Here is a 21,152-nt window from a genome sequence, read left to right on the forward strand (position 1 = left end):
CCCCGCCGTTGCTGGTTCAGGCTCCATCGCCGTCCAGAGCCCGATCAATCGGTTCAAAGGAAACGATGATGACACTTCTGATCATTGCCTATCTCGGAGGCGCGCTGACCATCCTCAGCCCGTGTATCCTCCCCATCCTGCCCTTCGTCTTTGCGCGTGCCGGACAGCCCTTCGTCAGAAGCACGCTGCCCATGCTGGCGGGCATGGCCGCCACCTTCGCGCTGGTCGCCACACTGGCCGCAGTCGGCGGCAGCTGGGCCATTCGCGCCAACGAATATGGCCGCCTTGCCGCCATTGTCCTGCTTGCGCTCTTTGGCGCCAGCCTGCTTTCGCCGCGTTTCGCAAGCACGCTTGCCCGGCCGATCGTCGACCTTGGCAACAATCTTGTGAATGCCACCGGCGGCGGACGCGGCACCACGACAGTGAAGAGCGCGCTTCTTCTCGGCGTTGCCACCGGACTGCTCTGGGCGCCCTGCGCCGGTCCGATTCTCGGCCTTGTGCTGACCGGAGCCGCACTACAGGGCGCCAATCTGCAGACGACCTTCCTGCTGATCGCTTATGCCGCCGGTGCTGCAAGTTCGCTTGCCGTCGCCCTGCTTGTCGGCGGCCGGATATTCACCGCCATGAAGCGTTCGCTCGGCGTTGGCGACAGGATTCGTCAGGGGCTCGGCGCTGCCGTGCTGGCGGGCGTCGCCGTCATCGCGCTCGGCCTCGACACCAGCCTCCTCGCCCGGCTCTCCTATGCCAGCACCGCATCGCTGGAACAGGCCGTGCTCGACAGGCTGCATGCAAAGCCGCTCAGTGGCGCATCTTCCGAGCTGGCGAGCAACGAGGTGATGATCGCCGCAGCTGATGCGAACAAACCCTTCCGTAGCGACTTGCCCGTCGAAGGCCACGCCCCTTCGCTCGACGGCGCGGTCGAATGGCTGAACTCTGAGCCTCTCACCACGGAACAGCTGCGAGGCAAGGTCGTGCTCGTCGACTTCTGGACCTATTCCTGCATCAACTGCATTCGTACCATCCCCTATGTCAGGGCCTGGGCCGAAAAATATGCGGATCAGGGTCTCGTGGTGATCGGCGTCCACGCCCCGGAATTTGCCTTCGAGAAGAAGATCGACAACGTCAAGAAGGCGATCGGCGACTTCCAGATCGGCTATCCCGTCGCGATCGACAATGATTACAGCATCTGGCGCGCCTTCGAAAACAGCTACTGGCCTGCCGCCTATCTGATCGATGCCAAGGGCCAGATCCGCTACCACCATTTCGGCGAAGGCAATTACAACAGGACCGAAAAGGCCATTCAGGACCTGCTGCGCGAAGCCGGCAGCCAAACGACGGCAAGTGCGCCGGTCGTGCCGGATGCCAAGGGCGTGGAAGCAGGTCCTGATCTCGGCAATATCCGCTCCGGCGAAACCTATCTCGGCTACCAACAGGCGGCGAACTTCGCCTCTCCGGAAGGGCTGCAGGCCGACACGGCGAAAAACTATTCGATCGCCGAACCCGGCCTCAATGGCTGGGGCCTGTCTGGAACCTGGACCGTTGGCCGGGATCAGGCGACGCTTCATCAGCCGGGCGGCGGCATCACTTATCGCTTCAGCGCCCGCGATCTGCATCTCGTTCTTGGTCCCGGCGCCGGCGACAAGCCGATCCGCTTCCAGGTGAAGATCGACGGCAAGGCGCCAGGACCCGACCACGGCTCCGACATCGATGCCGACGGCAATGGCACCGTGACCGCGACGAGGCTTTATCAACTCGTCCGCCAGTCCGGCACGGTCGCCGCCCGCAACTTCGAGATCCGCTTCCTCGATCCCGGCGTGCAGGCTTACGCCTTCACATTCGGCTGAACCTGAAACGCATCCATATCCCGATCATCAACAATGACCAAAGGAGTGATAGTCATGAACAAACGTCTTCTTTTCACTGCAGCGCTTGCATTTGCCACCACCGCTATCGCGTTCGCCGCAGAGGCTGCCGCGGTCAAGAACATCGTGATCGTCCACGGCGCGCTGGCCGATGGCTCGGGATGGCGCAAGGCGACGGACATTCTCGAGAAGCGCGACTTCAACGTCACCATCGTCCAGCAGCCCATTACCTCGCTCGACGACGATGTGGCGGCAACCAAGCGGGTCCTCGACCTTCAGGACGGACCGGTCCTGCTCGTCGGCCACAGCTACGGCGGCATGGTCATCACCGAAGCCGGCAACGATCCCGCGGTCGCGGGCCTGGTCTATGTCGCGGCATTCCAGCCCGACAAGGGCGAAAGCCTGCTCAGCCTCGCCAGCTCGAAGCCCGCCGGCAGCATGGATATAAAGGAAACGAAAGACGGCAAATATCTCTATCTCGATCCGGGCGCCTTCGCCGCGGATTTCGCAGCCGACCTTCCGCAAGCCGAAGCCGATTTCATGGCAAAGTCACAGGTCTTCGCCGCAAAGCAGGCATTCTCCGCCAAGATCACTCAGCCGGCATGGCGGACAAAGAAAAGCTGGTCGATCGTCGCCACCGAGGATCGCTCCATCAACCCCGAGCTTGAACGCGACATGGCAAAACGTGCCGGAAGCAACGTGACTGAAATAAAGGCAAGCCACGCCGTCTTCGCATCCCAACCGGAAAAGGTTGCCGATGCGATCGAAACGGCAGCAAGGAAAGCCGGCGACTAGCAGACGCAGTCAGAAATATTCTAAGCCATCGCAAGGATAGCCTCTGGTCGGAAGGTCGCCCGACCAGGGGCTGACGAAGTCGCCTCCGCCGACCTAGATTGTCGATCTCCTTGTTACCGTCCTGCCCCGCCCATGCGATTTTGTGACTATTCCTACACAAAATGGAATATCAGTCACAGATTCTCATTTCAAATTCCGGGGCTTCGCTATAAAATTGAGATGATGTGGCTTGTTCGCGCAACCGGCTGGTGCTGAAGCTGTATCATAGCGCAGATGCCGAATCGGGAATCGAGTGGCAAACGGGATGGGAATGGCAGTCCCTTGTTAAATTTTGATCAGAACACTATCCAGTGTAAACGATAAGGGAGACATCCAATATGGATAGTCGCAGGGGCCGGCGTATAGCAGTCTTATCCGAGGCCCTTTCACAACATCGCATTTTGCACATCAAGAATGCTGCCGAGATCCTGGGCGTCTCAGAGATGACGGTTCGGCGTGATGTCAGCGCCAATGCAGGCCAGTTCGCGTTTCTCGGCGGCCATATCGTTGCGGCCGTCGAAGCGGAAAACGATCCCTATGAAATTTCCAAAGCAGCCGACAGTCATGCCGCTGCAAAACGGCAAGTCTGCACACAAGCCATTGATTACATTCACCACGATGATACGGTGTTTTTCGATTGCGGCACTACGTTACCCTATCTTGTCGATCTGCTCCCAGACCAGATTCACATAACGGCGATCTGCTATGCCATGAATGTCGCCGATCGTCTGACGCGAAAACCGAACGTTCGCCTTGTTATGCTCGGTGGTCTTTATCACCCAGCATCGGCGAGCTTTTCCGGTGCCTCGGGGCTGGAAATGCTCGATCAGCTTGTGATCAACGTGGCATTTCTTTCTGCAGCCGGTGTCGATGCCCGGCGTGGCGCCACCTGCGCGCATTTTCACGAAGCGGAGATCAAAAAAAAGGCGATGTCCCGGGCGCAAAAGAATATTCTTCTCGCCGACAGCAGCAAAATCGGCAAGCTCAAGCCGGCCTTTTTCAGCGACATGAAGTCGTTCGATGTGGTCATCACCGAAAACGGTATGAACGACTTCGACTGAGAGATCCGCATTTTTTCTGCGCCTATTGAAATCTAAACTTGACGCAGCGGCGCGGTGATGCAAACGTCACAAACAGTGAAAAAAAAATCACATTTGACCCAGTTGTGAAGCTTCCGCTTCGTGCGTCTGCACTGATGGCAACAGGACTTTCACGCTCTGGTCGGGAGGATTCGATTTGGAAACCGTTGCTGTTCACAATGCGGCAAACGCGGCGCATCACGCAGCCCCTTCGCGATTGCCGGGCGGCACCCATAACCGGCCGCGCAATGCCGGGATGGAACTCGATTTGTCTTGGGTGCTTGACACCCGGGTCAACCTGTCTGCCACCGAGCGCCGCGTAGCCTCGCTTCCCGGACGCCGGACCGTCAAAAAGGACGCGCAGGCGGCTTGGCTCCTGAAGGCGGTGACCTGCATCGACCTGACGACGTTGAACGGCGACGATACCCCCGAACGCGTCAAGCGGTTGTGCGCGAAGGCGATGAATCCGATACGCGCCGACATTCTGGATTCCCTTGGCATGAGCGGCCGTTCGATCACCACCGGCGCCATCTGCGTCTACCATCGTTTTGTTGCAACGGCCGTCGAGGCGCTCGGAGATTCCGGCATTCCGGTCGCCGCGGTTTCGACCGGTTTCCCTGCCGGCCTCAGCCCGCACCATCTCAAGGTCAAGGAAATCGAGGCGTCAGTTGCCGATGGCGCGAAGGAAATCGACATCGTCATCACCCGCGAGCATGTGCTGACCGGCAACTGGACAGCACTCTACGAGGAAATGAAAGAATATCGCGCCGCCTGCGGTGATGCGCATGTCAAAGCCATTCTGGCGACCGGCGACCTGAAGACGCTCCGCAATGTCGCCAGGGCCTCGCTGGTCTGCATGATGGCGGGGGCCGATTTCATCAAGACCTCGACCGGCAAGGAAGGCGTCAATGCGACGCTGGCCGTAACATTGACCATGCTGCGGGCGATCCGCGCCTACCAGGAGCGCACCGGTATCAAGATCGGCTACAAGCCGGCCGGTGGCATTTCCGCGGCGAAGGACGTGTTGAACTACCAGTTCCTGATGAAGGACGAACTGGGGCGCGAGTGGCTGGAGTCCGATCTCTTCCGCATCGGTGCATCAAGCTTGCTTGCAGATATCGAGCGGCAGTTGGAGCATCACGTCACCGGTGCCTATTCGGCCCTCAACAGACACCCGATTGGATGATCCAGATGACTGTTGCAAAGTATTTCGACGAAATGTCCTACGGCCCCGCCCCTGAATCCGATATCGAAGCTCGCGACTGGCTGGCGCGCCACGCTTCCGGTTTCGGTCACTTCATCAATGGCGCATTCGTGCCCTCCGCGTCGGGCAAGGACTTCGACACATTCGAGCCTGCCACCGGCAAGGTCCTGGCGAAGCTCGCGAACGGCGGCGCGGCGGATGTGGACAGCGCGGTTGCTGCGGCCCGCAAGGCACAGGCCTCATGGGCGCGATTGCCGGGCCACGCGCGGGCGCGCCATCTCTATGCGCTTGCCCGGATGATCCAGCGCCACGCGCGTCTGATTGCTGTGGTCGAGGCGATCGACAACGGCAAGCCGATCCGCGAAACCCGCGATCTCGACGTGCCCCTGGCGGCTCGTCATTTCTATCATCACGCCGGATGGGCGCAAATCCAGGACACGGAATTTGCCGATCATGTGCCGGTGGGTGTCGTCGGCCAGATCATCCCGTGGAATTTCCCGTTCCTGATGCTGGCCTGGAAAGTGGCGCCGGCTCTGGCGCTCGGCAACACCGTCATCCTGAAGCCTGCCGAATTCACGTCGCTGACGGCGCTTCTCTTTGCCGAACTGGCATCCGCGGCGGGCCTCCCGCCGGGCGTACTCAATATCGTGACGGGAGAAGGCGAAACAGGCGCGCTGCTTGTCGGGCATGAGGATATCGGTAAAATTGCCTTTACCGGATCGACCGAAGTCGGCCGCGTTATTCGCGAGCGTACCGCGGGTAGCGGTAAATCGTTGACGCTGGAACTCGGCGGCAAGTCCCCTTTCGTCGTTTTTGACGACGCCGATATCGACGGCGCCGTGGAAGGCGTGGTCGACGCGATCTGGTTCAACCAGGGACAGGTCTGCTGCGCCGGTTCGCGGCTTCTGGTCCAGGAAGGCGTTGCCGATCTTTTCCACGAGCGACTGAAGCGCCGCATGCAGACATTGCGCGTCGGACAGCCTTTGGACAAGTGCATCGATATGGGTGCGATCATAGCGCCCGTGCAATTGACGCGTATCGAAGCGCTGGTGAAAAAGGGAGTTTCAGAAGGCGCGACACTGCATCAGGCCAAGATAGACCTGCCGAAGGGCGGCAGCTTCTACCCGCCGACGCTTCTGAGCGGCGTGCAGCCGACATCCATCGTCGCGACCGAGGAAATCTTCGGGCCGGTTGCGGTCTCCATGACTTTCCGCACACCGGAAGAGGCTATCCAGCTTGCCAATCACACCCGCTACGGCCTCGCCGCCAGCGTCTGGAGCGAGACGATCGGCTTGGCGCTGAACGTGGCGGCAAAGCTCGCAGCCGGCGTGGTCTGGGTGAATGCCACCAATCTTTTCGATGCCGCCGTCGGTTTTGGCGGCAAGCGCGAATCCGGATTCGGCCGCGAAGGCGGACGCGAAGGTTGCTACGAATATCTGAAGCCGAAGGCTTGGGTCGGTCGCAAGGCGCGCGCAGCGATGCCCGCACTTCCGCAAGTAAAGCCGGTTGCCGGTGATTTTGCCCTGCCAAGCATCGACCGGACGGCAAAGCTCTTCATCGGCGGCAAGCAGGCGCGCCCGGACGGCAATTATTCCCGTGTCATCGCCTCGCCCAAGGGCAAGGCGATCGGGGAGGTCGGCGAAGGCAATCGCAAGGACATCCGCAATGCAGTGGTTGCCGCACAGGCCGCCTCCGCCTGGTCGAATGCGACCACTCATAACCGCGCCCAGATTCTCTATTATATCGCCGAAAACCTCAGTGGCCGCGCCGACGAGTTCGCCTCGCGGATAACAGCGATGACCGGAGCTTCCGCAGCCAATGCAAACGCCGAGGTCGACGCCGCGATTTCCCGTCTCTTCACCTACGCAGCCTGGGCGGACAAATATGAGGGCGGCATTCACCAGCCGCCGCTTCGCGGCGTTGCCTTGGCCATGCCAGAAGCCATCGGCGTGGTTGGCGTCATTTGCCCTCCGGAAGCACCGCTGCTCGGCTTTATCAGTCTGATTGCGCCGTTGATTGCCACCGGCAATCGTGTCGTCGTGGTGCCGAGTGAGCCCTTCCCGCTTTCGGCGACGGATTTCTATTCCGTTCTGGAAACGTCGGATGTGCCTGCCGGTGTCGTCAATATCGTCACCGGGTCGGCGATCGAACTGGCAAAGATCCTTGCCGCGCACAATGACGTTGATGCGTTGTGGGCCTTTGGCTCTGCGGAACTTTCGACGACGGTGGAGAAGCTGTCGTCGGGCAATCTCAAGCGAACCTTCGTGGACAATGGCAAGGCGACGGACTGGATGGACAGAGCCGCTGGCGAAGGCGCGCTATACCTTCGCCGCGCTGTGGATGTGAAGAATATCTGGATCCCCTACGGAGAATAAGGGCTCCAACTCTGGTCATCCGGGCGGGAGGAGAACCGCACCGGCAGGCGAGAACGACCGAATTTGAGGAAATCGCAGACTGTAACGGAGCTGCGGTTATTGGGCTCTGTTTTGCGGCACGGGGTGCTGCGAAATAGTGCAACTAAGGGAGGATTTTCATGCTGAAGACTATCGATCCGGCTCTGAATGCGGATGTGCTGCACGCGCTCCGGTCCATGGGGCATGGCGACACGGTCGTCATTTCCGACACCAATTTTCCTTCGGATTCCATTGCCCGGCAAACGGTGCTCGGCAAGCTGTTGCGGATAGACAATGTGTCTGCTGCCCGCGCCATCAAAGCTATTCTTTCGGTAATGCCGCTGGATACGCCGCTGCAGCCGTCTGCCGGGCGAATGGAAATCAAGGGCGCGCCGGACGAGATCCCTCCCGTGCAGCAGGAAGTCCAGGCCGTTATCGACGACGCCGAGGGCAAGCCGGCGCCGATGTATGGCATCGAGCGTTTCGCCTTCTATGAGGAGGCCAAAAAGGCCTATTGCGTCATCACTACGGGCGAAAACCGCTTCTACGGCTGCTTCCTCTTCACCAAAGGCGTGATTCCGCCGGAAACCGTTTGAGGGGAAACGATAATGAAGGTGGGTGTTTCGATCCTCGGGATTTTCGTCGCCGACACGGCCTATCTGGCCAAGCGCATGCCAAACGTTGGCGAGACCATCACCGGGACCGGTTTTGCAGTAGGCCCGGGCGGCAAGGGATCCAACCAGGCTGTCGCTGCTGCCCGCGCCGGTGGAACAGTCTCCTTCATCTCGAAGATCGGCCGCGACACGTTCGGCGACATGGCACTGAAGACCTATGCGGAAGCGGGCGTGACGCCGAAGGTTGTACAGATGGACGATATGCCGACCGGCGCTGCCTTCATCTACGTCAATGACGGTAACGGCGACAATGCGATCATCGTCTATCCAGGTGCCGCAGGCACCATCGGCGTTGGCGATGTCGAGGCGGCACGCGAAACCATCGAGCAATCGGCTGTCTTCGTGACCCAGCTCGAACAACCGGCCGAAGCGGCGCAGCGCGCCCTCGAAATCGCCCATGCGGCCGGCGTTACCACTGTTTTCAATCCAGCGCCGGCCGAGCCGTTTCCGGACACGATCTACCCGCTCTGCGACTATATCGTGCCAAACGAAACCGAGGCAGCGGCCATCGTCGGTTTTCCGCTCGACACGCTCGACGACGCCAGACGGGCTGGCGACGCCTTTCTCGCCAAGGGCGTGAAAGCCGCGCTGATTACCCTGGGTGGTCGCGGTGTGCTCTATCATACGGCCGGGCAATCGGTTCATGTTCCGGCGGTCTCGTCGGGAGCGGTCATCGATACCACCGGCGCCGGCGACGCATTTGTCGGTGGCTTCTCGGCAGCGCTCTCGCGGGGCGCTAGTCCGGTCGAGGCCGTGCGTTTCGGCTGCGCGACCGCCGGTATTGCGGTGACGCGGCGGGGTACCGCGCCTGCAATGCCGAGGATCGAGGAAATCGAGGCGCTTCTCCAGAAAGGAGGCGCTGCATGACCCGCAACGATCCGATCAAACACTTCTTCATCTGGCCGGCGCTGCTGATCGTGCTTGTGATCTCGATCTTCCCGCTGATCTATTCGCTGACCACCAGCTTCATGAGCCTGCGGCTCGTGCCGCCGATCCCCGCGCGTTTCGTCGGCTTCGGCAACTATACGGAACTGCTTCAGAATCCGCGCTTCTGGAATGTCGCCTGGACGACGACGATCATCGCTTTTGTCGCGGTGACGCTGCAGTATGTCATCGGTTTTTCCGTGGCGCTGGCGCTCAACCGTCGGGTGCCCGGCGAAGGTTTGTTCCGGGTCAGCTTCCTGGTGCCAATGCTGGTAGCGCCCGTTGCCGTTGCACTCATTGCCCGCCAGATCCTCAATCCCACGATGGGCCCGCTCAATGAGCTGATGACCGTCTTCGGCTTTCCCAACCTGCCGTTTCTGACGCAGACCAGATGGGCTATCGGCGCCATCATTTCCGTCGAAGTGTGGCAGTGGACACCCTTCGTCATCCTTATGCTTCTTGCCGGGTTGCAAACCCTGCCGGAGGACGTCTACGAGGCTGCCGCGCTTGAAAATGCCAGCCCCTGGCAGCAGTTCTGGGGGATCACTTTCCCGATGATGCTGCCGATTTCGGTGGCTGTGGTCTTCATCCGCCTCATCGAGAGCTACAAGATCATCGACACGGTGTTCGTCATGACAGGCGGAGGGCCTGGCATTTCGACCGAAACGCTGACCCTGTTCGCGTATCAGGAGGGCTTCAAGAAGTTCAACCTCGGCTACACCTCCGCCCTCTCCTTCCTCTTCCTGATCGTCATTACCGTGATCGGGCTCGTCTATCTCGCCATCCTGAAGCCCTATCTGGAGAAGCACAAATGAGCGTGCGTGACCTCAAAGGATCCGGCCGCTGGTGGGCGCTCGCAGGCTGCCTACTGTGGCTCGCCTTCACCTTCTTTCCGCTTTACTGGGTGGCGATCACCTCGTTCAAGTCGCCGCTCGGCGTCGTCGGCGGACCGACCTATATTCCGTTCGTCGATTTCGACCCGACGCTGACAGCCTGGAGCGAGCTCCTGTCGGGCGCCCGCGGCCAGTTCTACAACACCTTCATCGCCTCGACGATCATCGGGCTATCCGCATCGGTGCTGGCCACCTTCATCGGATCGATGGCAGCCTATGCGCTGGTGCGCTTCACCTTTGAGGTCAAGCTGCTGTCCGGCGTGATTTTCGTTGTTGTTGCCTTCGGCGGATATCTGCTTGGCCGTCATGTACTGGGCTACGGGCAGGCCATTTCGCTGATCTTTGCCTTTGTTGCAGCGCTTGCGCTCGCCATCGGCTCCAGCCGAATGAAGCTTCCAGGGCCGCTCCTCGGCAATGATGATATCGTCTTCTGGTTTGTCAGCCAGCGCATGTTTCCGCCGATCGTCGCCGCCTTTGCCTTGTTCCTGATGTATACGGAAATGGGCAAGTTGGGGTTCAAGCTGGTGGACACCTATACAGGCCTCACCTTCGCTTATGTCGCCTTCTCGCTGCCGATCGTGATCTGGCTGATGCGCGATTTCTTTGCGGCACTGCCGGTGGAAGTCGAAGAGGCGGCGATGGTCGACAATGTGCCGTCGTGGAGAATTTTTTTCGGTATCGTCCTGCCCATGTCCAAGCCGGGCCTGATCGCGACATTCATGATCACGCTCGCCTTCGTCTGGAACGAGTTCCTGTTCGCACTCTTCCTGACCAGTTCCAAATGGCAGACCCTTCCCATTCTCGTCGCCGGGCAAAACAGCCAGCGCGGTGACGAGTGGTGGTCGATATCGGCAGCCGCCCTGGTTGCGATCATACCCATGGTCGTCATGGCGGGCATTTTGAGCAGGCTGATGCGGTCTGGCCTGCTTTTAGGAGCAATAAAATGACCGTTCGAGAAGCCTAGTCATTGTTCAATTCCAGGGAGGAAAACATGAGAAGATTGCTACTGAGTTCAACGGCCGCAGGACTACTTGCTGTGGCGGGCGTCCCATCCGCGCTCGCATGCGAACCGGACTACACCGGTGTCACGCTCACCGCCACGACGCAGACGGGGCCTTACATCGCATCTGCGCTGCAACTGGCGGCCAAGGGCTGGGAGGCAAAGACCTGCGGCAAGGTGAATGTGGTGGAATTTCCGTGGTCGGAACTCTATCCCAAAATCGTAACCTCGCTGACCTCGGGCGAAGACACGTTCGACGTGGTTGCCTTTGCGCCGGCCTGGGCACCGGACTTCACCGACTTTCTCTCGGAAATGCCGAAGAATATGCAATCAGGTGCCGACTGGGAGGACATCGCGCCGGTTTACCGCGAGCAACTGATGGTCTGGAACGGCAAGGTCCTGTCGCAGACCATGGACGGTGATGCCCATACCTATACCTACCGCATTGATCTGTTTGAAAACGCGGAAAACCAGAGCGCCTTCAAGGCGAAGTATGGCTACGATCTGGCCCCGCCGAAGACATGGAAGCAGTATCTTGACATCGCCGAATTCTTCCAGCAGCCGGACAAGGGCCTTTGGGGCACGGCGGAAGCCTTCCGCCGTGGTGGCCAGCAATTCTGGTTCCTGTTCAGTCACGTGGCGGGATACACCAGCCATCCCGACAATCCCGGCGGCATGTTCTTCGATCCGGATACGATGGATGCGCAGGTCAACAATCCGGGCTGGGTGCGCGGCCTGGAGGAATATATCCGCGCTTCGAAACTGGCGCCGCCGAACGCGCTCAACTTCTCCTTTGGCGAAGTCAATGCCGCCTTTGCCGGTGGCCAGGTCGCGGAATCGATCGGCTGGGGCGATACCGGCGTCATCGCCGCCGACCCGAAGCAGTCGAAGGTTGCTGGCAGCGTCGGCTCGGCATCCCTGCCGGGATCCGACGAGATCTGGAACTACAAGACCAAGAAGTGGGACAAGCAGCCGGAGGTCGTCCAGACTTCCTTCATGGCCTTCGGCGGTTGGCAGGCAGCCGTACCGTCGTCCTCCAAGAACCAGGAGGCCGCTTGGAACTATATCCAGTTCCTGACGAGCCCGGCGGTTTCCGGTCAGGCGGCCATCACCGGCGGCACAGGCGTCAATCCTTACCGTCTGTCGCACACGACAGATACGGCATTGTGGTCGAAGATCTTTTCCGAGCGTGAGGCCAAGGAATATCTTGGAAGCCAGAAGGACGCGGTGACCGCCAAGAACACGGCGCTCGACATGCGCCTGCCGGGCTATTTCTCCTATACGGAAATTCTCGAAATCGAGCTTTCCAAGGCATTGGCTGGAGAGGTGACGCCGCAGCAGGCGCTGGATACCGTGGCTGCCGGATGGAACAAACTGACGGACGAGTTTGGCCGCGACAAGCAACTGGCAGCCTATCGTTCGTCGATGGGCCTGCCTGCGAAGTAAACCCATCCTCAACATCCCATCCCGGCGGTGCCGGGATGGGATTAGACATCGTTGGAAGAAGAAGCAAACCATCTCCGCTTAGAGCGCCGTGCGTCCTTTCGGACGCACAAAGGACGCTCTAATACTTTGAATCTACGCATCATGCTTTCCGAAAATCGATTCCGATTTTCGGGCCGATGCGCTGGGCCAGGCGATGGAATTCTCATGAAAAGGTTACAGCATGGCCCAGGTGCGTTTGGATCAGGTCACCAAATCCTTTGGTAGCGTTGAGGTCATTCCTCCGCTCGATTTGGCAATTGCCGACAAGGAATTCGTGGTTCTTGTTGGACCTTCCGGCTGCGGGAAGACAACCACCCTGCGGATGATCGCGGGGCTGGAACAGACGACATCAGGGGAAATCCGTATCGGCGAGCGGGACGTTACCACGCTGCGCCCGGGTCTGCGCAATTGCTCGATGGTGTTTCAGAATTACGCGCTCTATCCGCATATGACAGTTGCCGAAAACATCGGCTACGGCATGAAGGTGCGCGGAACGCAGAAGCAGGACATCGATGCCGCCGTTGCAAATGCGGCGCGCATTCTCAATCTCGGTGCCTATTTGAAACGCAAGCCGAACGCGCTCTCAGGTGGCCAACGCCAACGCGTGGCGATTGGCCGGGCGATTGTTCGCCAGCCGGATGTGTTCCTGTTCGACGAACCGTTGTCCAATCTCGACGCTAAATTGCGCATTGAAATGCGAACAGAAATCAAGCTCTTACACCGCAGGCTCAAAACCACGATCGTATACGTTACACATGATCAGGTAGAGGCGATGACGATGGCAGATCGGGTCGTGGTTATGAATCAAGGGCGGATCGAACAGGCCGCTGATCCGATCACCCTTTATGAATCTCCGAAGAATCTCTTTGTTGCTGCCTTCATCGGCTCGCCAAGCATGAACTTCATGGAGGGGCAACTTGTGCAAAACGCCGGTGGAATTGCCTTCCAAGCCGAGGGTGGGGTCGACATTCCGGTTCCGACACAAAGAGCCGAGCGCCTTTCGGCGGCAGTGGGACAGTCAGTGGTTCTCGGAATTCGACCGGAACATACTATGGTTGGGGATCCTAACGTTTCAACTGTGAGCCTTCATGTCGCCGATATCGAGCCCCTCGGTCCATACACACTGGCGATCGGCAAGGTCGGGTCAGCGGCCTTTACTGCCCAGATCCACGCGTCATCGCGCGTTGGCCCGGATGACAGGATTAGCATTCCAATTGATACCCAAAAAATGCACTTTTTCCTTAAAAGTACCGGAGACACGGTGGGCTAAAAGCACCGGGAACTATACGGCAATCCACTAAGAGGACATTCCGACATCGCGATCTGCGCCGTATGAATTCAAAGATACCGGGCGTCGGCAACGCCGCATAGGCGCCAAAGGAGGGAGCGAGCCGCGCTTCTCATCATCCTTCAAGCCGCTTGGAAAGAAGAAGCAAACGGAATGCCCCTCCCCAAAATGGAGAGGGGCACCCACATCATTATTTGTTGGCAGCGACCGGGCGGACCAGTGCCGTGACGCGGCGGATGGTGACGCGGCGGTTTTCCTGTTCTGGCTCTGATGTGCTGACCTTCAGGTATCGCTCGCCATAACCCTGCGTCGCCAGGTTTTCCGGCGCGATGCCGTAAACATCGGAGAGCACGTTGGCGACCGACTCCGCCCGCTGGTCGGAGAGGATCAGGTTGCTCTGGTCGGAACCAACCGCATCCGTATGGCCTTCGATCAGGAAGGTCTCGCTCGGATCCTTCTCCAGCACTTGGTTGATCGCGTCGGCGACCTTGCGCAATGTGCGTGCCTGGGCCATCGGGATTTCGGCGCTGCCGGTGGCGAAGGTGATCGTATCGAGATCGATACGACGCACCTTGTCGCGAATACGGGCGGAATACTTCACCTCGTCAAGCGAATAGACGCGCTCTACCTGCTCGACGGGCGGCTCTCTGAGGAACTCGTAATAATCCCGGTCCGGATCGCTGCTGGTGTCGATGATATAGTCGTTGAGCGGCACGCGCAGCCGCATCGGCGGCAGATCGGCGCCCGGATCTTCGAAGTAGTCGCGATCCGGGTCCTCGTAGAGATCGGGCGAGTAATAGAGTACGTATTCGCGCCCGCGGGCATCGACGCGCGACCGCTGGATGATATCGCCGTAGCGATTGCGGATCGTGACGATGCGATAGCCCTCCGGCCGCGCGATCGTCTCGCGGTAACGATCGCCCGACAGCTGCTCATAGCTTGGCCGTTCGCCGTCCCGCAGAAACCGCCTGTCATCGTCGCTGCGCACGATCACTTGATTGTTGTACTGAATGATCACGCGGCTGTCGTCGGTGCGGTCGCCGATGCGCGCGCCCTCGGGACGCGCGAATTGCGGTCGGGTATCGAGCCTCGTGCCTTTCTCGCTGGTCACTGCCTCGAGCTTGATCGCCGGCGCCGCAGCGGCGGTAGCGGCCTGCGCATCGGCGTCCGAGGTCGGCACCTTCACCTCCTGGCTCTCGGCGCGCAGCCTGTCGCGGTCACGGCGACCTTCCCGCCCTTTGCTGCGGTCGGCATCCTTATCGCTGTCGAGCACGGCTGCACCGTTTTCGACCGGCAGCACGACGGTCTCATTGCTCTTGGCCGGATCTGCGGCGATCTTCTTACGACGCTCGAGTTCCTCTGGAGAAACCTTTTCCGGCGCCGGAATGGCCTGCTCCACCTGCTGACCACTGCTGACATCCGGCAGCGGCTGGGCGGTGTCGGTGGCGGGCGCAGCCGGCTGTCCGCCGGCGGGCTGCTTGGCGGCAGGCTTTGCAGCCGTGCCATCCTTGGGCGTTTCGGCGGGCGCGGCTTCGGGAGCGGCCGCCTTATCTTCGGTTGGCTTCTCTGCGGGTGCCGCAGCCTCGCCCTTTGTCGGCTTCTTGGCAGGCGCTTCGGCAGCGGGTTGTGCCTCCGGCTTCACATCGGGCTTTGCCTGTTCCTCAGTCGGCGACACTGCCTCAGGCGCGGCAGTCTCGGTCTTAGCCTTGCCCTTGTCTCGGCTCTGGGCCTTATCCTGCCCTTTTTCCCGCTTACCGCCTTCGGGCTTGGCCTCGGGCTGGGCCTGTTCCGTCTCCGGCTGAGTTTCCTTGGCGGCCGGCTGCTGCTCGGGTGCCGGCTGCGCCTCAGGCTCGGCTTGCTGCGACTCCTGCTTCTTCGGCTTTCTCGGCTTTTCCTGCGTTACGGGTTGCTCTTCCTGCTGCGGCTCGGCTTCCGGCTGAGCTGCCTGCTTGGCTTTCCGCTGCGGTTTGCTTTCGGGCGCTGGCTCCTCCCTCGGCGCTTCGGCCTTCGGCGGTTCCGGCTCTGCCTTGGGTTCGGGCGCAGGCGCCTCCTTCCGCTCGGCCTTCGGCTTCTCGGCGGGCGCCTCCTTCGGCTGCTCGGCGGCCGGCGCCTGTTCAGCCGGAGCTTCCTCCTTCTGCTTGCGCTTCTTCTTTAAGAGCTCCTCCTCGGAAGGCGCGTCCTGCGCCACTTCGAAACTGCCCTGTTCGATCTGCCGCACGGTTGCTGTCTCGGTTGCGGCGCCGCGCGCGGCGGCCATTGCCGATGCCGGCTGCAGCGCCAGCGAGAGGGATAGCAGCGGGAAGGCTGCGCTCGCAAACAAACTTGATTTCTTGCCCATCGGGTTTCCTCGATCCTGTTTGAGCTTCCTGAAGGCCGACAGGCCTTGGTCCGCCCCTAGCTTCGCAATGAGGCGAAACGGCGAAATGGCAAAGCGCCAACCCACCGATTTGTTCCGGTTCTAGAAAGCTCCGGATTAACCTCCCGTGAATGTTGCAGTCTGCTTTCGTTCATCTCGCCTGTTATTTGCACCGCACAATTGCGCGGGAATTTCTGTTGCAATTCCATGAAAAAAAGTCTGATTATCGCCACAAGGCGGTGTCGACACCGTTGAACTGCGGCCGTCAGCCCAACAGAAAAACGAGCGACGGCTACCAACAGAGAGGATCCTCATGCTTAACCCTACCCGTATCTTCGCGGCAGCCTCGATCGCGGCAATGTCTCTCTTTGCCGGCTCGGCCATGGCCGATGGCGAGAAATACGTGATCGGCACCGACTCGACCTATCCGCCCTTCGAATTCGTCGATGCCAGCGGCACGATCCAGGGCTTCGACATCGACATCACCAAGGCGCTCTGCGCTGAAATGAAGGCCGAATGCTCCTTCGTCAGCACCGACTGGGACGGCATCATCCCAGCCCTGAATGCCAAGAAGTTCGACATGATCGTCTCCTCCATGTCGATCACGCCGGAGCGGCTGAAGCTCGTCGACTTCTCAAACAAGTACTACAACACCCCGCCGGCCATTGCCGTGCCGAAGGATTCGACGATATCGGATGTCGCCGGCCTCAAGGGCAAGGTGATCGGCGCGCAGACCTCCACGACGCACGCCAACTATGCCGAGAAGCATCTGGCCGACACCGAGCTGAAGCTCTATCCGACCGCTGACGAATACAAGCTCGACGTTGCCAGCGGCCGCGTCGACGCTGTCATCGATGACGTCGTCGTTCTCTCCGAATGGATCAAGTCCGACGCCGGCGCCTGCTGCAAGATCCTGACGACCCTGCCGGTCGACAAGGAAATCAACGGCAACGGCGCAGGCATTGCCATCCGCAAGGGCGACCCGCTCAAGGAAAAGCTGAACACGGCGATCGCTGCGATCCGCGCCAATGGTGAATACAAGAAGATCCAGGACAAGTACTTCGACTTCGACGTTTACGGCGAATAAGAAATTCGCTATCTGGCCGATGAAGGTAATGGCGGAAGGCTTGCTCTTCCGCCATTTTTGTTTGACAAAGATGGCAAGATCAAAACGGCAAAAGCCGTGAGGGGAATTCTCGCATGGGCGGATTATTTTCCGCGCTGGGCTCCTTCTGGAGCTGGATTGTGCACATTTTCGATCCGCTGTGCGGACCCGTTGGCATCTTCACTTGGTTAGGTCAGTCGACGATTCTTGCCTGTGGCGATACCGGCTGGGGCGACGAGATAGCGCTTGGCCTACAGGTCACCGTTTCGGTGGCGATCGTCACCCTGCCGATCGGCCTCGCCATCGGCTTCCTGGTTGCGCTCGGCCAGCAGTCGGAGGAAAAGTCGCTGCGGCTGGCGGCCGGCATCTACACGACGATCTTCCGCGGCCTGCCGGAGCTTCTGACGCTCTTCATCATCTATTACGGCATGCAGATGCTGATCCAGTCTCTGCTTGCCTTCGTCGGTTATGACGGGCCGCCGATCGAGATCAACGCCTTTCTCGCCGGCGTCATCGCGCTTTCGGTCGTCTTCTCCGCCTACTGCTCGGAAGTGCTGCTCTCGGCCTTCCACGCCATTCCCAGGGGACAATATGAAGCGGGCGACGCGCTTGGGCTGCATCGCGGCCGCACGCTGCGCCTGATCATCCTGCCGCAACTCGTGCGCATCGCGCTGCCGGGCCTGACGAACCTCTGGATGGTCCTGCTGAAGGACACCTCCTACGTCTCGATCATCAGCCTTGCCGATATCCTGCGCCAGACGAGTGTCGCCGTGCGCGTGACCAAGGAACCCTTCTTCTTTTATGGTGTGGCCTGCTGTCTCTATCTGGTGCTTGCCATCCTCTCCTCCTTTCTGCTCGTCTATGTCGAGCGTTGGGCCAAACGTTCGGAGGTCCGTCGATGAGCTACGCCGAAACGCTGATCCCGCCGCAGCCAGCGCCCCGCGAGTTGATGAAGCCGATGACGCCGGCGCGCATGGCCGGCTATATTCTCGTCGCCATCTGGGCCGTGCTCGCGGCCCTTCTTGTCATTTCCGTCATCAATGGCTGGGATCCGGAAAAATTCATCCGCTACGGGCCGCGTTACCTCCATGGTCTCTGGATAACGCTGAGCCTCGTTTTCATTTCCGTTATCTGCGGCGCCATCCTGTCGCTGCCGCTTGCCATGGCGCGCATGTCAAACAATCGCGTGCTGAATGCGCTGGCCTACGGCTACATCTATTTCTTCCGCGGCACGCCGCTGCTTGCCCAGTTGTTCCTGGTCTATTACGGCCTCGGCGTATTCCGCCCGCAGCTTGATGCCGTCGGCATCTGGTGGTTCTTCCGCGAAGCCTGGTATTGCGGCCTTTTTGCCATGACCATCAATACCGCGGCCTACCAGGCGGAAATCCTGCGCGGCGCGATCGAAAGCGTGCCGCACGGCCAGCGCGAAGCCGCCGCGGCACTTGGCATCCATAACAGCATCGCCTTCCGCAAGATCATCCTGCCGCAGGCCTTCATCGTCGCACTTCGCCCTTACGGCAACGAGATCATCCTTTTGATCAAGGGCTCGGCGGTCGTCGCCATCATCACCGTGCTAGACCTGATGGGCGAAACCCGCTACGCCTTCTCCCGCACTTTCGACTACCAGACCTATCTCTGGGCGGCGATCTTCTACCTCGCCATCGTAGAGGCCTTACGCCATCTCTGGGCCTGGTTCGAGCGCCGCCTGACCCGGCACCTCAAGCGCTGATGCATGACGCCCAAACTATGTCGCGGCTTTGGGATAGCGGCATTCATCAAACAAAAGCCAGTTTGGCAGCACTCTTGGGACGATGCTGCCAAGACATTGATATCAAAAATAAATTGTCCTTTTACGAAGTATCTGTAAAGCTTCCGTTAACCACTCGCATGTTTCCATATCATGTAGCGCTAATAAGCGCCCGAGTGGGAACAAGAAGAAGCGGAATACGATGCACAAGGACATGGAAAAACAATTGAAGGGCTATGGTCTGACGACCGCCCAGATCCTCTACCGTCTGCCGGACCACCCGGTGATCCTACAGACCTATGTCTGGCAGGATTACGACCTCGCTCCTGATTTTCCCGAAATGCGCGGTTTCCTGAAATTCTGGGAAGAGAAGTTGGACGGGCCGCTGCATTCGGTGCGCTACATCCACCGCAAACTGATCTCGGCAACCGAGTGGCGGGCACTGAAGGGCGAGTTCATCCTGCACTGATCGGCTCTGCAACATGATGCCGAAAAGTGTGAACGGTTCGGGCGATATGTTCTGACCGCGTCAGACATGCGCTTCGCCATGGCCGAATTCGCCTTCGTCGCGATCCGGGCGCAAGGCGAAACCAAGCATGCCGAGATAGAAGGCGATGACGACTGCAATGACCGCAAGGCCGGGAACCGGCCCGAGCACGGCATTGTCGATGACATAGGCCCATGACTGCGCCTGCAGCGCCGGCATGCCCTCCGTCTGCAGCTTCGGCGTCGAGATCTTCAGGCACCAGGCGAGCAACAGGATGAAATACATCCAGCCGTAATTGCGCTTGAGCCGGCGGTGCATCGCCTCTTGATAGCTGAGCAGGAAGCGCGGCTTGCGCAGGCTGCTGGCGACCACCACCGCCCATTCGTTGCCGGAATTGGCGTCGGGCGCCAGGATTTGCGCGAAATAGCAGCGCTCGATCTGGCGAATGCGGGCGCGATAGATATCGAAGAAGCGGTAGCGCCGCGCCTCGATCATCAGAAGCAGCGTCACCAGCATCATCCCGAACAGCAGCACCCCGTGATGCGAAGTCGGCGTCGACAGCGACACCGAGAGGAGTGCTGCAACCACGGTGATCGCCCAGTTGGACGTCCGGTCGATGCGGTCGCGCCAGCTCGTCATCCGCCCGAGTTCACCACGGTAATAATGGCTGAGCGTGTTGGTGACCTCGTTTGGTGTCGTAGGTAGCAGTAATGACCGGCCGGCCTCTCCTTCCCTCGCCGATGATGTTCTGTCTGGCTGCGTTTTCATGGCCTTTCCTCCCTTGGTCTTCTTTTCGGCCATTCTGCGCCCGCAAGCGCGCCATTGCAAAATATCGAAAGCCGCCTTAGACGCATGCCTGAAACAAAAGGACGGCCTGAAACAAAAGGACGGCCTGAAACAAAAGGACGATGGACTGCGATGGCAAAGAAGATCGACGAAGAAGCCCTTGGCGAGGCCTATAACCGCGCGCTGGCGCTGGAAAAGGCTGGCGATGTCGACGCCGCCGTTGCAGCCTATGAGGAAGTCCTGGCGATCGATCCCGACGATCACGGCGGTGCGGCCGTGCGCATTGCCGCGATGGGCCGCGGCGAAACGCCGGTCAAGGCGCCCGACGCCTATGTCGAGACCTTGTTCGACCAGCATGCCGAGGTTTTCGAGGACGTGCTCGTCGAGCAGCTTGGCTATCACGTGCCGATGCTGGTGCGCCAGCGCCTGCAGGCGCTGAAGCTCGGACCGTTCAAGCGGCTGCTCGATCTCGGCTGCGGCACGGGCCTCACCGGCGGCGCGCTGCGCGACCTCTGTGGTGATATGACCGGCATCGACCTATCGGAGAAGATGGTCGAGATCGCCCATGAGAAGGATCTCTACGAGACGCTTTTCGTCGCAGAGGTCGAGGATTTCCTCGACGACAACGACGAGGAAGCCTTCGACATCATCGCCGCCACCGACGTGCTGCCCTATCTCGGCGCGCTCGAACCGCTGTTCTTCGGCGCCGCCGAGAACCTGACGCCGGGCGGCCTGTTCATCTTCTCCTCGGAAACCCTGCCCGAGGAAATACTCGCCGGCCGCGCCTATATGGTCGGCCCACACCAGCGCTTCGCCCATGCCGACGCCTATGTCAGAGAACGCCTGACGGCCACCGGTTTCGAAGTCGTCGAGATATCGGATATCAACGTGCGCATGGAAGACGGCCAGCCGACACCAGGCCATTTGGTGATCGCCCGGTATAATGGCTGACGCCAACACCTGATATATCGGCTGACGGAATACTTGCCCGGTTGGCGAAGTATCTGTTGTGAAATGCGTCACGACCTGATAGTT

At 60.0% G+C, this 21,152-nt stretch carries 18 protein-coding genes; 16 read left to right on the forward strand and 2 right to left on the reverse strand.

Going from position 1 to position 21,152, the window contains the following annotated elements:
• Positions 1-68 precede the first annotated feature (68 nt).
• The 11 genes from V8P77_RS15390 to V8P77_RS15440 all read left to right on the forward strand — a co-directional run bounded on the left by V8P77_RS15390 (position 69) and on the right by V8P77_RS15440 (position 13,618).
• Positions 69-1,844: a cytochrome c biogenesis protein DipZ gene (locus V8P77_RS15390; protein WP_335913220.1), complete on the forward strand. Its 1,776-nt coding sequence runs from the start codon at positions 69-71 to the stop codon at positions 1,842-1,844.
• A 54-nt stretch (positions 1,845-1,898) separates the two neighbouring features.
• The gene (locus tag V8P77_RS15395) at positions 1,899-2,657 is read left to right on the forward strand and encodes an alpha/beta fold hydrolase (RefSeq protein WP_335913221.1); all 759 of its coding nucleotides are present in this window, start codon (positions 1,899-1,901) and stop codon (positions 2,655-2,657) included.
• Between the two features lie 377 nt (positions 2,658-3,034).
• A complete protein-coding gene (locus V8P77_RS15400; protein WP_335913222.1) occupies positions 3,035-3,757 on the forward strand; it encodes a DeoR family transcriptional regulator in 723 nt (240 codons plus the stop codon).
• Positions 3,758-3,932: 175 nt separating this feature from the next.
• Positions 3,933-4,961 carry a deoxyribose-phosphate aldolase gene (deoC, locus tag V8P77_RS15405; protein WP_335913223.1) on the forward strand — a complete coding sequence of 343 codons (1,029 nt, stop codon included), beginning with the start codon at positions 3,933-3,935 and terminating at the stop codon, positions 4,959-4,961.
• 5 nt (positions 4,962-4,966) lie between these two features.
• Positions 4,967-7,354, forward strand: coding sequence for an aldehyde dehydrogenase family protein (locus tag V8P77_RS15410; protein WP_335913224.1), 2,388 nt, complete (start codon positions 4,967-4,969; stop codon positions 7,352-7,354).
• 158 nt (positions 7,355-7,512) lie between these two features.
• Positions 7,513-7,968 carry an RbsD/FucU family protein gene (locus V8P77_RS15415; protein WP_335913225.1) on the forward strand — a complete coding sequence of 152 codons (456 nt, stop codon included), beginning with the start codon at positions 7,513-7,515 and terminating at the stop codon, positions 7,966-7,968.
• A gap of 12 nt (positions 7,969-7,980) precedes the next feature.
• Positions 7,981-8,913 (forward strand): ribokinase, encoded by a 933-nt coding sequence (gene rbsK, locus V8P77_RS15420; RefSeq protein ID WP_335913226.1) that lies wholly within the window; start codon positions 7,981-7,983, stop codon positions 8,911-8,913.
• Positions 8,910-9,785, forward strand: coding sequence for a carbohydrate ABC transporter permease (locus V8P77_RS15425; protein ID WP_003540324.1), 876 nt, complete (start codon positions 8,910-8,912; stop codon positions 9,783-9,785). The genes rbsK and V8P77_RS15425 overlap by 4 nt, the downstream gene beginning before the upstream one ends.
• The gene (locus V8P77_RS15430; protein WP_112846370.1) at positions 9,782-10,810 is read left to right on the forward strand and encodes a carbohydrate ABC transporter permease; all 1,029 of its coding nucleotides are present in this window, start codon (positions 9,782-9,784) and stop codon (positions 10,808-10,810) included. Before V8P77_RS15425 ends, V8P77_RS15430 begins: the two co-directional genes overlap by 4 nt.
• 44 nt (positions 10,811-10,854) lie before the next feature.
• A complete protein-coding gene (locus V8P77_RS15435; protein WP_335913227.1) occupies positions 10,855-12,309 on the forward strand; it encodes an ABC transporter substrate-binding protein in 1,455 nt (484 codons plus the stop codon).
• A 220-nt stretch (positions 12,310-12,529) separates the two neighbouring features.
• A complete protein-coding gene (locus V8P77_RS15440; protein WP_335913228.1) occupies positions 12,530-13,618 on the forward strand; it encodes an ABC transporter ATP-binding protein in 1,089 nt (362 codons plus the stop codon).
• Between the two features lie 208 nt (positions 13,619-13,826).
• Here the strand turns inward: V8P77_RS15440 and V8P77_RS15445 are convergent, their stop codons facing one another.
• Positions 13,827-15,974, reverse strand: coding sequence for an OmpA family protein (locus V8P77_RS15445; protein ID WP_335913229.1), 2,148 nt, complete (start codon positions 15,972-15,974; stop codon positions 13,827-13,829).
• Positions 15,975-16,305: 331 nt separating this feature from the next.
• On the opposite strand from V8P77_RS15445, the gene V8P77_RS15450 reads away from it, so the two are divergent.
• The 4 genes from V8P77_RS15450 to V8P77_RS15465 all read left to right on the forward strand — a co-directional run bounded on the left by V8P77_RS15450 (position 16,306) and on the right by V8P77_RS15465 (position 19,313).
• Positions 16,306-17,079 carry a transporter substrate-binding domain-containing protein gene (locus V8P77_RS15450; RefSeq protein ID WP_335913230.1) on the forward strand — a complete coding sequence of 258 codons (774 nt, stop codon included), beginning with the start codon at positions 16,306-16,308 and terminating at the stop codon, positions 17,077-17,079.
• 113 nt (positions 17,080-17,192) lie between these two features.
• Positions 17,193-17,999: an ABC transporter permease gene (locus V8P77_RS15455; protein ID WP_017960769.1), complete on the forward strand. Its 807-nt coding sequence runs from the start codon at positions 17,193-17,195 to the stop codon at positions 17,997-17,999.
• Positions 17,996-18,826: an ABC transporter permease gene (locus V8P77_RS15460; RefSeq protein ID WP_335913231.1), complete on the forward strand. Its 831-nt coding sequence runs from the start codon at positions 17,996-17,998 to the stop codon at positions 18,824-18,826. The genes V8P77_RS15455 and V8P77_RS15460 overlap by 4 nt, the downstream gene beginning before the upstream one ends.
• A gap of 220 nt (positions 18,827-19,046) precedes the next feature.
• Positions 19,047-19,313, forward strand: a complete 267-nt coding sequence (locus V8P77_RS15465; protein ID WP_003540344.1) for an usg protein — start codon at positions 19,047-19,049, stop codon at positions 19,311-19,313.
• A 60-nt stretch (positions 19,314-19,373) separates the two neighbouring features.
• On the opposite strand, the gene V8P77_RS15470 is transcribed toward V8P77_RS15465, so the two are convergent.
• Positions 19,374-20,099: a DUF2270 domain-containing protein gene (locus tag V8P77_RS15470; protein ID WP_335913232.1), complete on the reverse strand. Its 726-nt coding sequence runs from the start codon at positions 20,097-20,099 to the stop codon at positions 19,374-19,376.
• Positions 20,100-20,249: 150 nt separating this feature from the next.
• On the opposite strand from V8P77_RS15470, the gene V8P77_RS15475 reads away from it, so the two are divergent.
• On the forward strand, positions 20,250-21,068 hold the full coding sequence (locus tag V8P77_RS15475; protein WP_335913233.1) for a class I SAM-dependent DNA methyltransferase: 819 nt from the start codon (positions 20,250-20,252) through the stop codon (positions 21,066-21,068).
• The last annotated feature ends 84 nt before the right edge of the window (positions 21,069-21,152 follow it).

Source organism: Rhizobium aouanii, from assembly GCF_037002925.1.
Taxonomy (GTDB): Bacteria; Pseudomonadota; Alphaproteobacteria; order Rhizobiales; family Rhizobiaceae; genus Rhizobium; species Rhizobium aouanii.

What these genes read in the sequence shown, in the direction of transcription:
- V8P77_RS15460 (WP_335913231.1), top strand. Translation starts at nt 17,996, where the DNA reads ATGAGCTACGCCGAAACGCTGATCCCGCCGCAGCCAGCGCCCCGCGAG.
- V8P77_RS15390 (WP_335913220.1), top strand. Translation starts at nt 69, where the DNA reads ATGACACTTCTGATCATTGCCTATCTCGGAGGCGCGCTGACCATCCTC.
- V8P77_RS15440 (WP_335913228.1), top strand. Translation starts at nt 12,530, where the DNA reads ATGGCCCAGGTGCGTTTGGATCAGGTCACCAAATCCTTTGGTAGCGTT.
- V8P77_RS15455 (WP_017960769.1), top strand. Translation starts at nt 17,193, where the DNA reads ATGGGCGGATTATTTTCCGCGCTGGGCTCCTTCTGGAGCTGGATTGTG.
- V8P77_RS15470 (WP_335913232.1), bottom strand. Translation starts at nt 20,099, where the DNA reads ATGAAAACGCAGCCAGACAGAACATCATCGGCGAGGGAAGGAGAGGCC.
- V8P77_RS15475 (WP_335913233.1), top strand. Translation starts at nt 20,250, where the DNA reads ATGGCAAAGAAGATCGACGAAGAAGCCCTTGGCGAGGCCTATAACCGC.
- V8P77_RS15445 (WP_335913229.1), bottom strand. Translation starts at nt 15,974, where the DNA reads ATGGGCAAGAAATCAAGTTTGTTTGCGAGCGCAGCCTTCCCGCTGCTA.
- V8P77_RS15395 (WP_335913221.1), top strand. Translation starts at nt 1,899, where the DNA reads ATGAACAAACGTCTTCTTTTCACTGCAGCGCTTGCATTTGCCACCACC.
- V8P77_RS15410 (WP_335913224.1), top strand. Translation starts at nt 4,967, where the DNA reads ATGACTGTTGCAAAGTATTTCGACGAAATGTCCTACGGCCCCGCCCCT.
- rbsK (WP_335913226.1), top strand. Translation starts at nt 7,981, where the DNA reads ATGAAGGTGGGTGTTTCGATCCTCGGGATTTTCGTCGCCGACACGGCC.
- V8P77_RS15465 (WP_003540344.1), top strand. Translation starts at nt 19,047, where the DNA reads ATGCACAAGGACATGGAAAAACAATTGAAGGGCTATGGTCTGACGACC.
- V8P77_RS15435 (WP_335913227.1), top strand. Translation starts at nt 10,855, where the DNA reads ATGAGAAGATTGCTACTGAGTTCAACGGCCGCAGGACTACTTGCTGTG.
- V8P77_RS15415 (WP_335913225.1), top strand. Translation starts at nt 7,513, where the DNA reads ATGCTGAAGACTATCGATCCGGCTCTGAATGCGGATGTGCTGCACGCG.
- V8P77_RS15450 (WP_335913230.1), top strand. Translation starts at nt 16,306, where the DNA reads ATGCTTAACCCTACCCGTATCTTCGCGGCAGCCTCGATCGCGGCAATG.
- V8P77_RS15400 (WP_335913222.1), top strand. Translation starts at nt 3,035, where the DNA reads ATGGATAGTCGCAGGGGCCGGCGTATAGCAGTCTTATCCGAGGCCCTT.
- V8P77_RS15425 (WP_003540324.1), top strand. Translation starts at nt 8,910, where the DNA reads ATGACCCGCAACGATCCGATCAAACACTTCTTCATCTGGCCGGCGCTG.
- V8P77_RS15430 (WP_112846370.1), top strand. Translation starts at nt 9,782, where the DNA reads ATGAGCGTGCGTGACCTCAAAGGATCCGGCCGCTGGTGGGCGCTCGCA.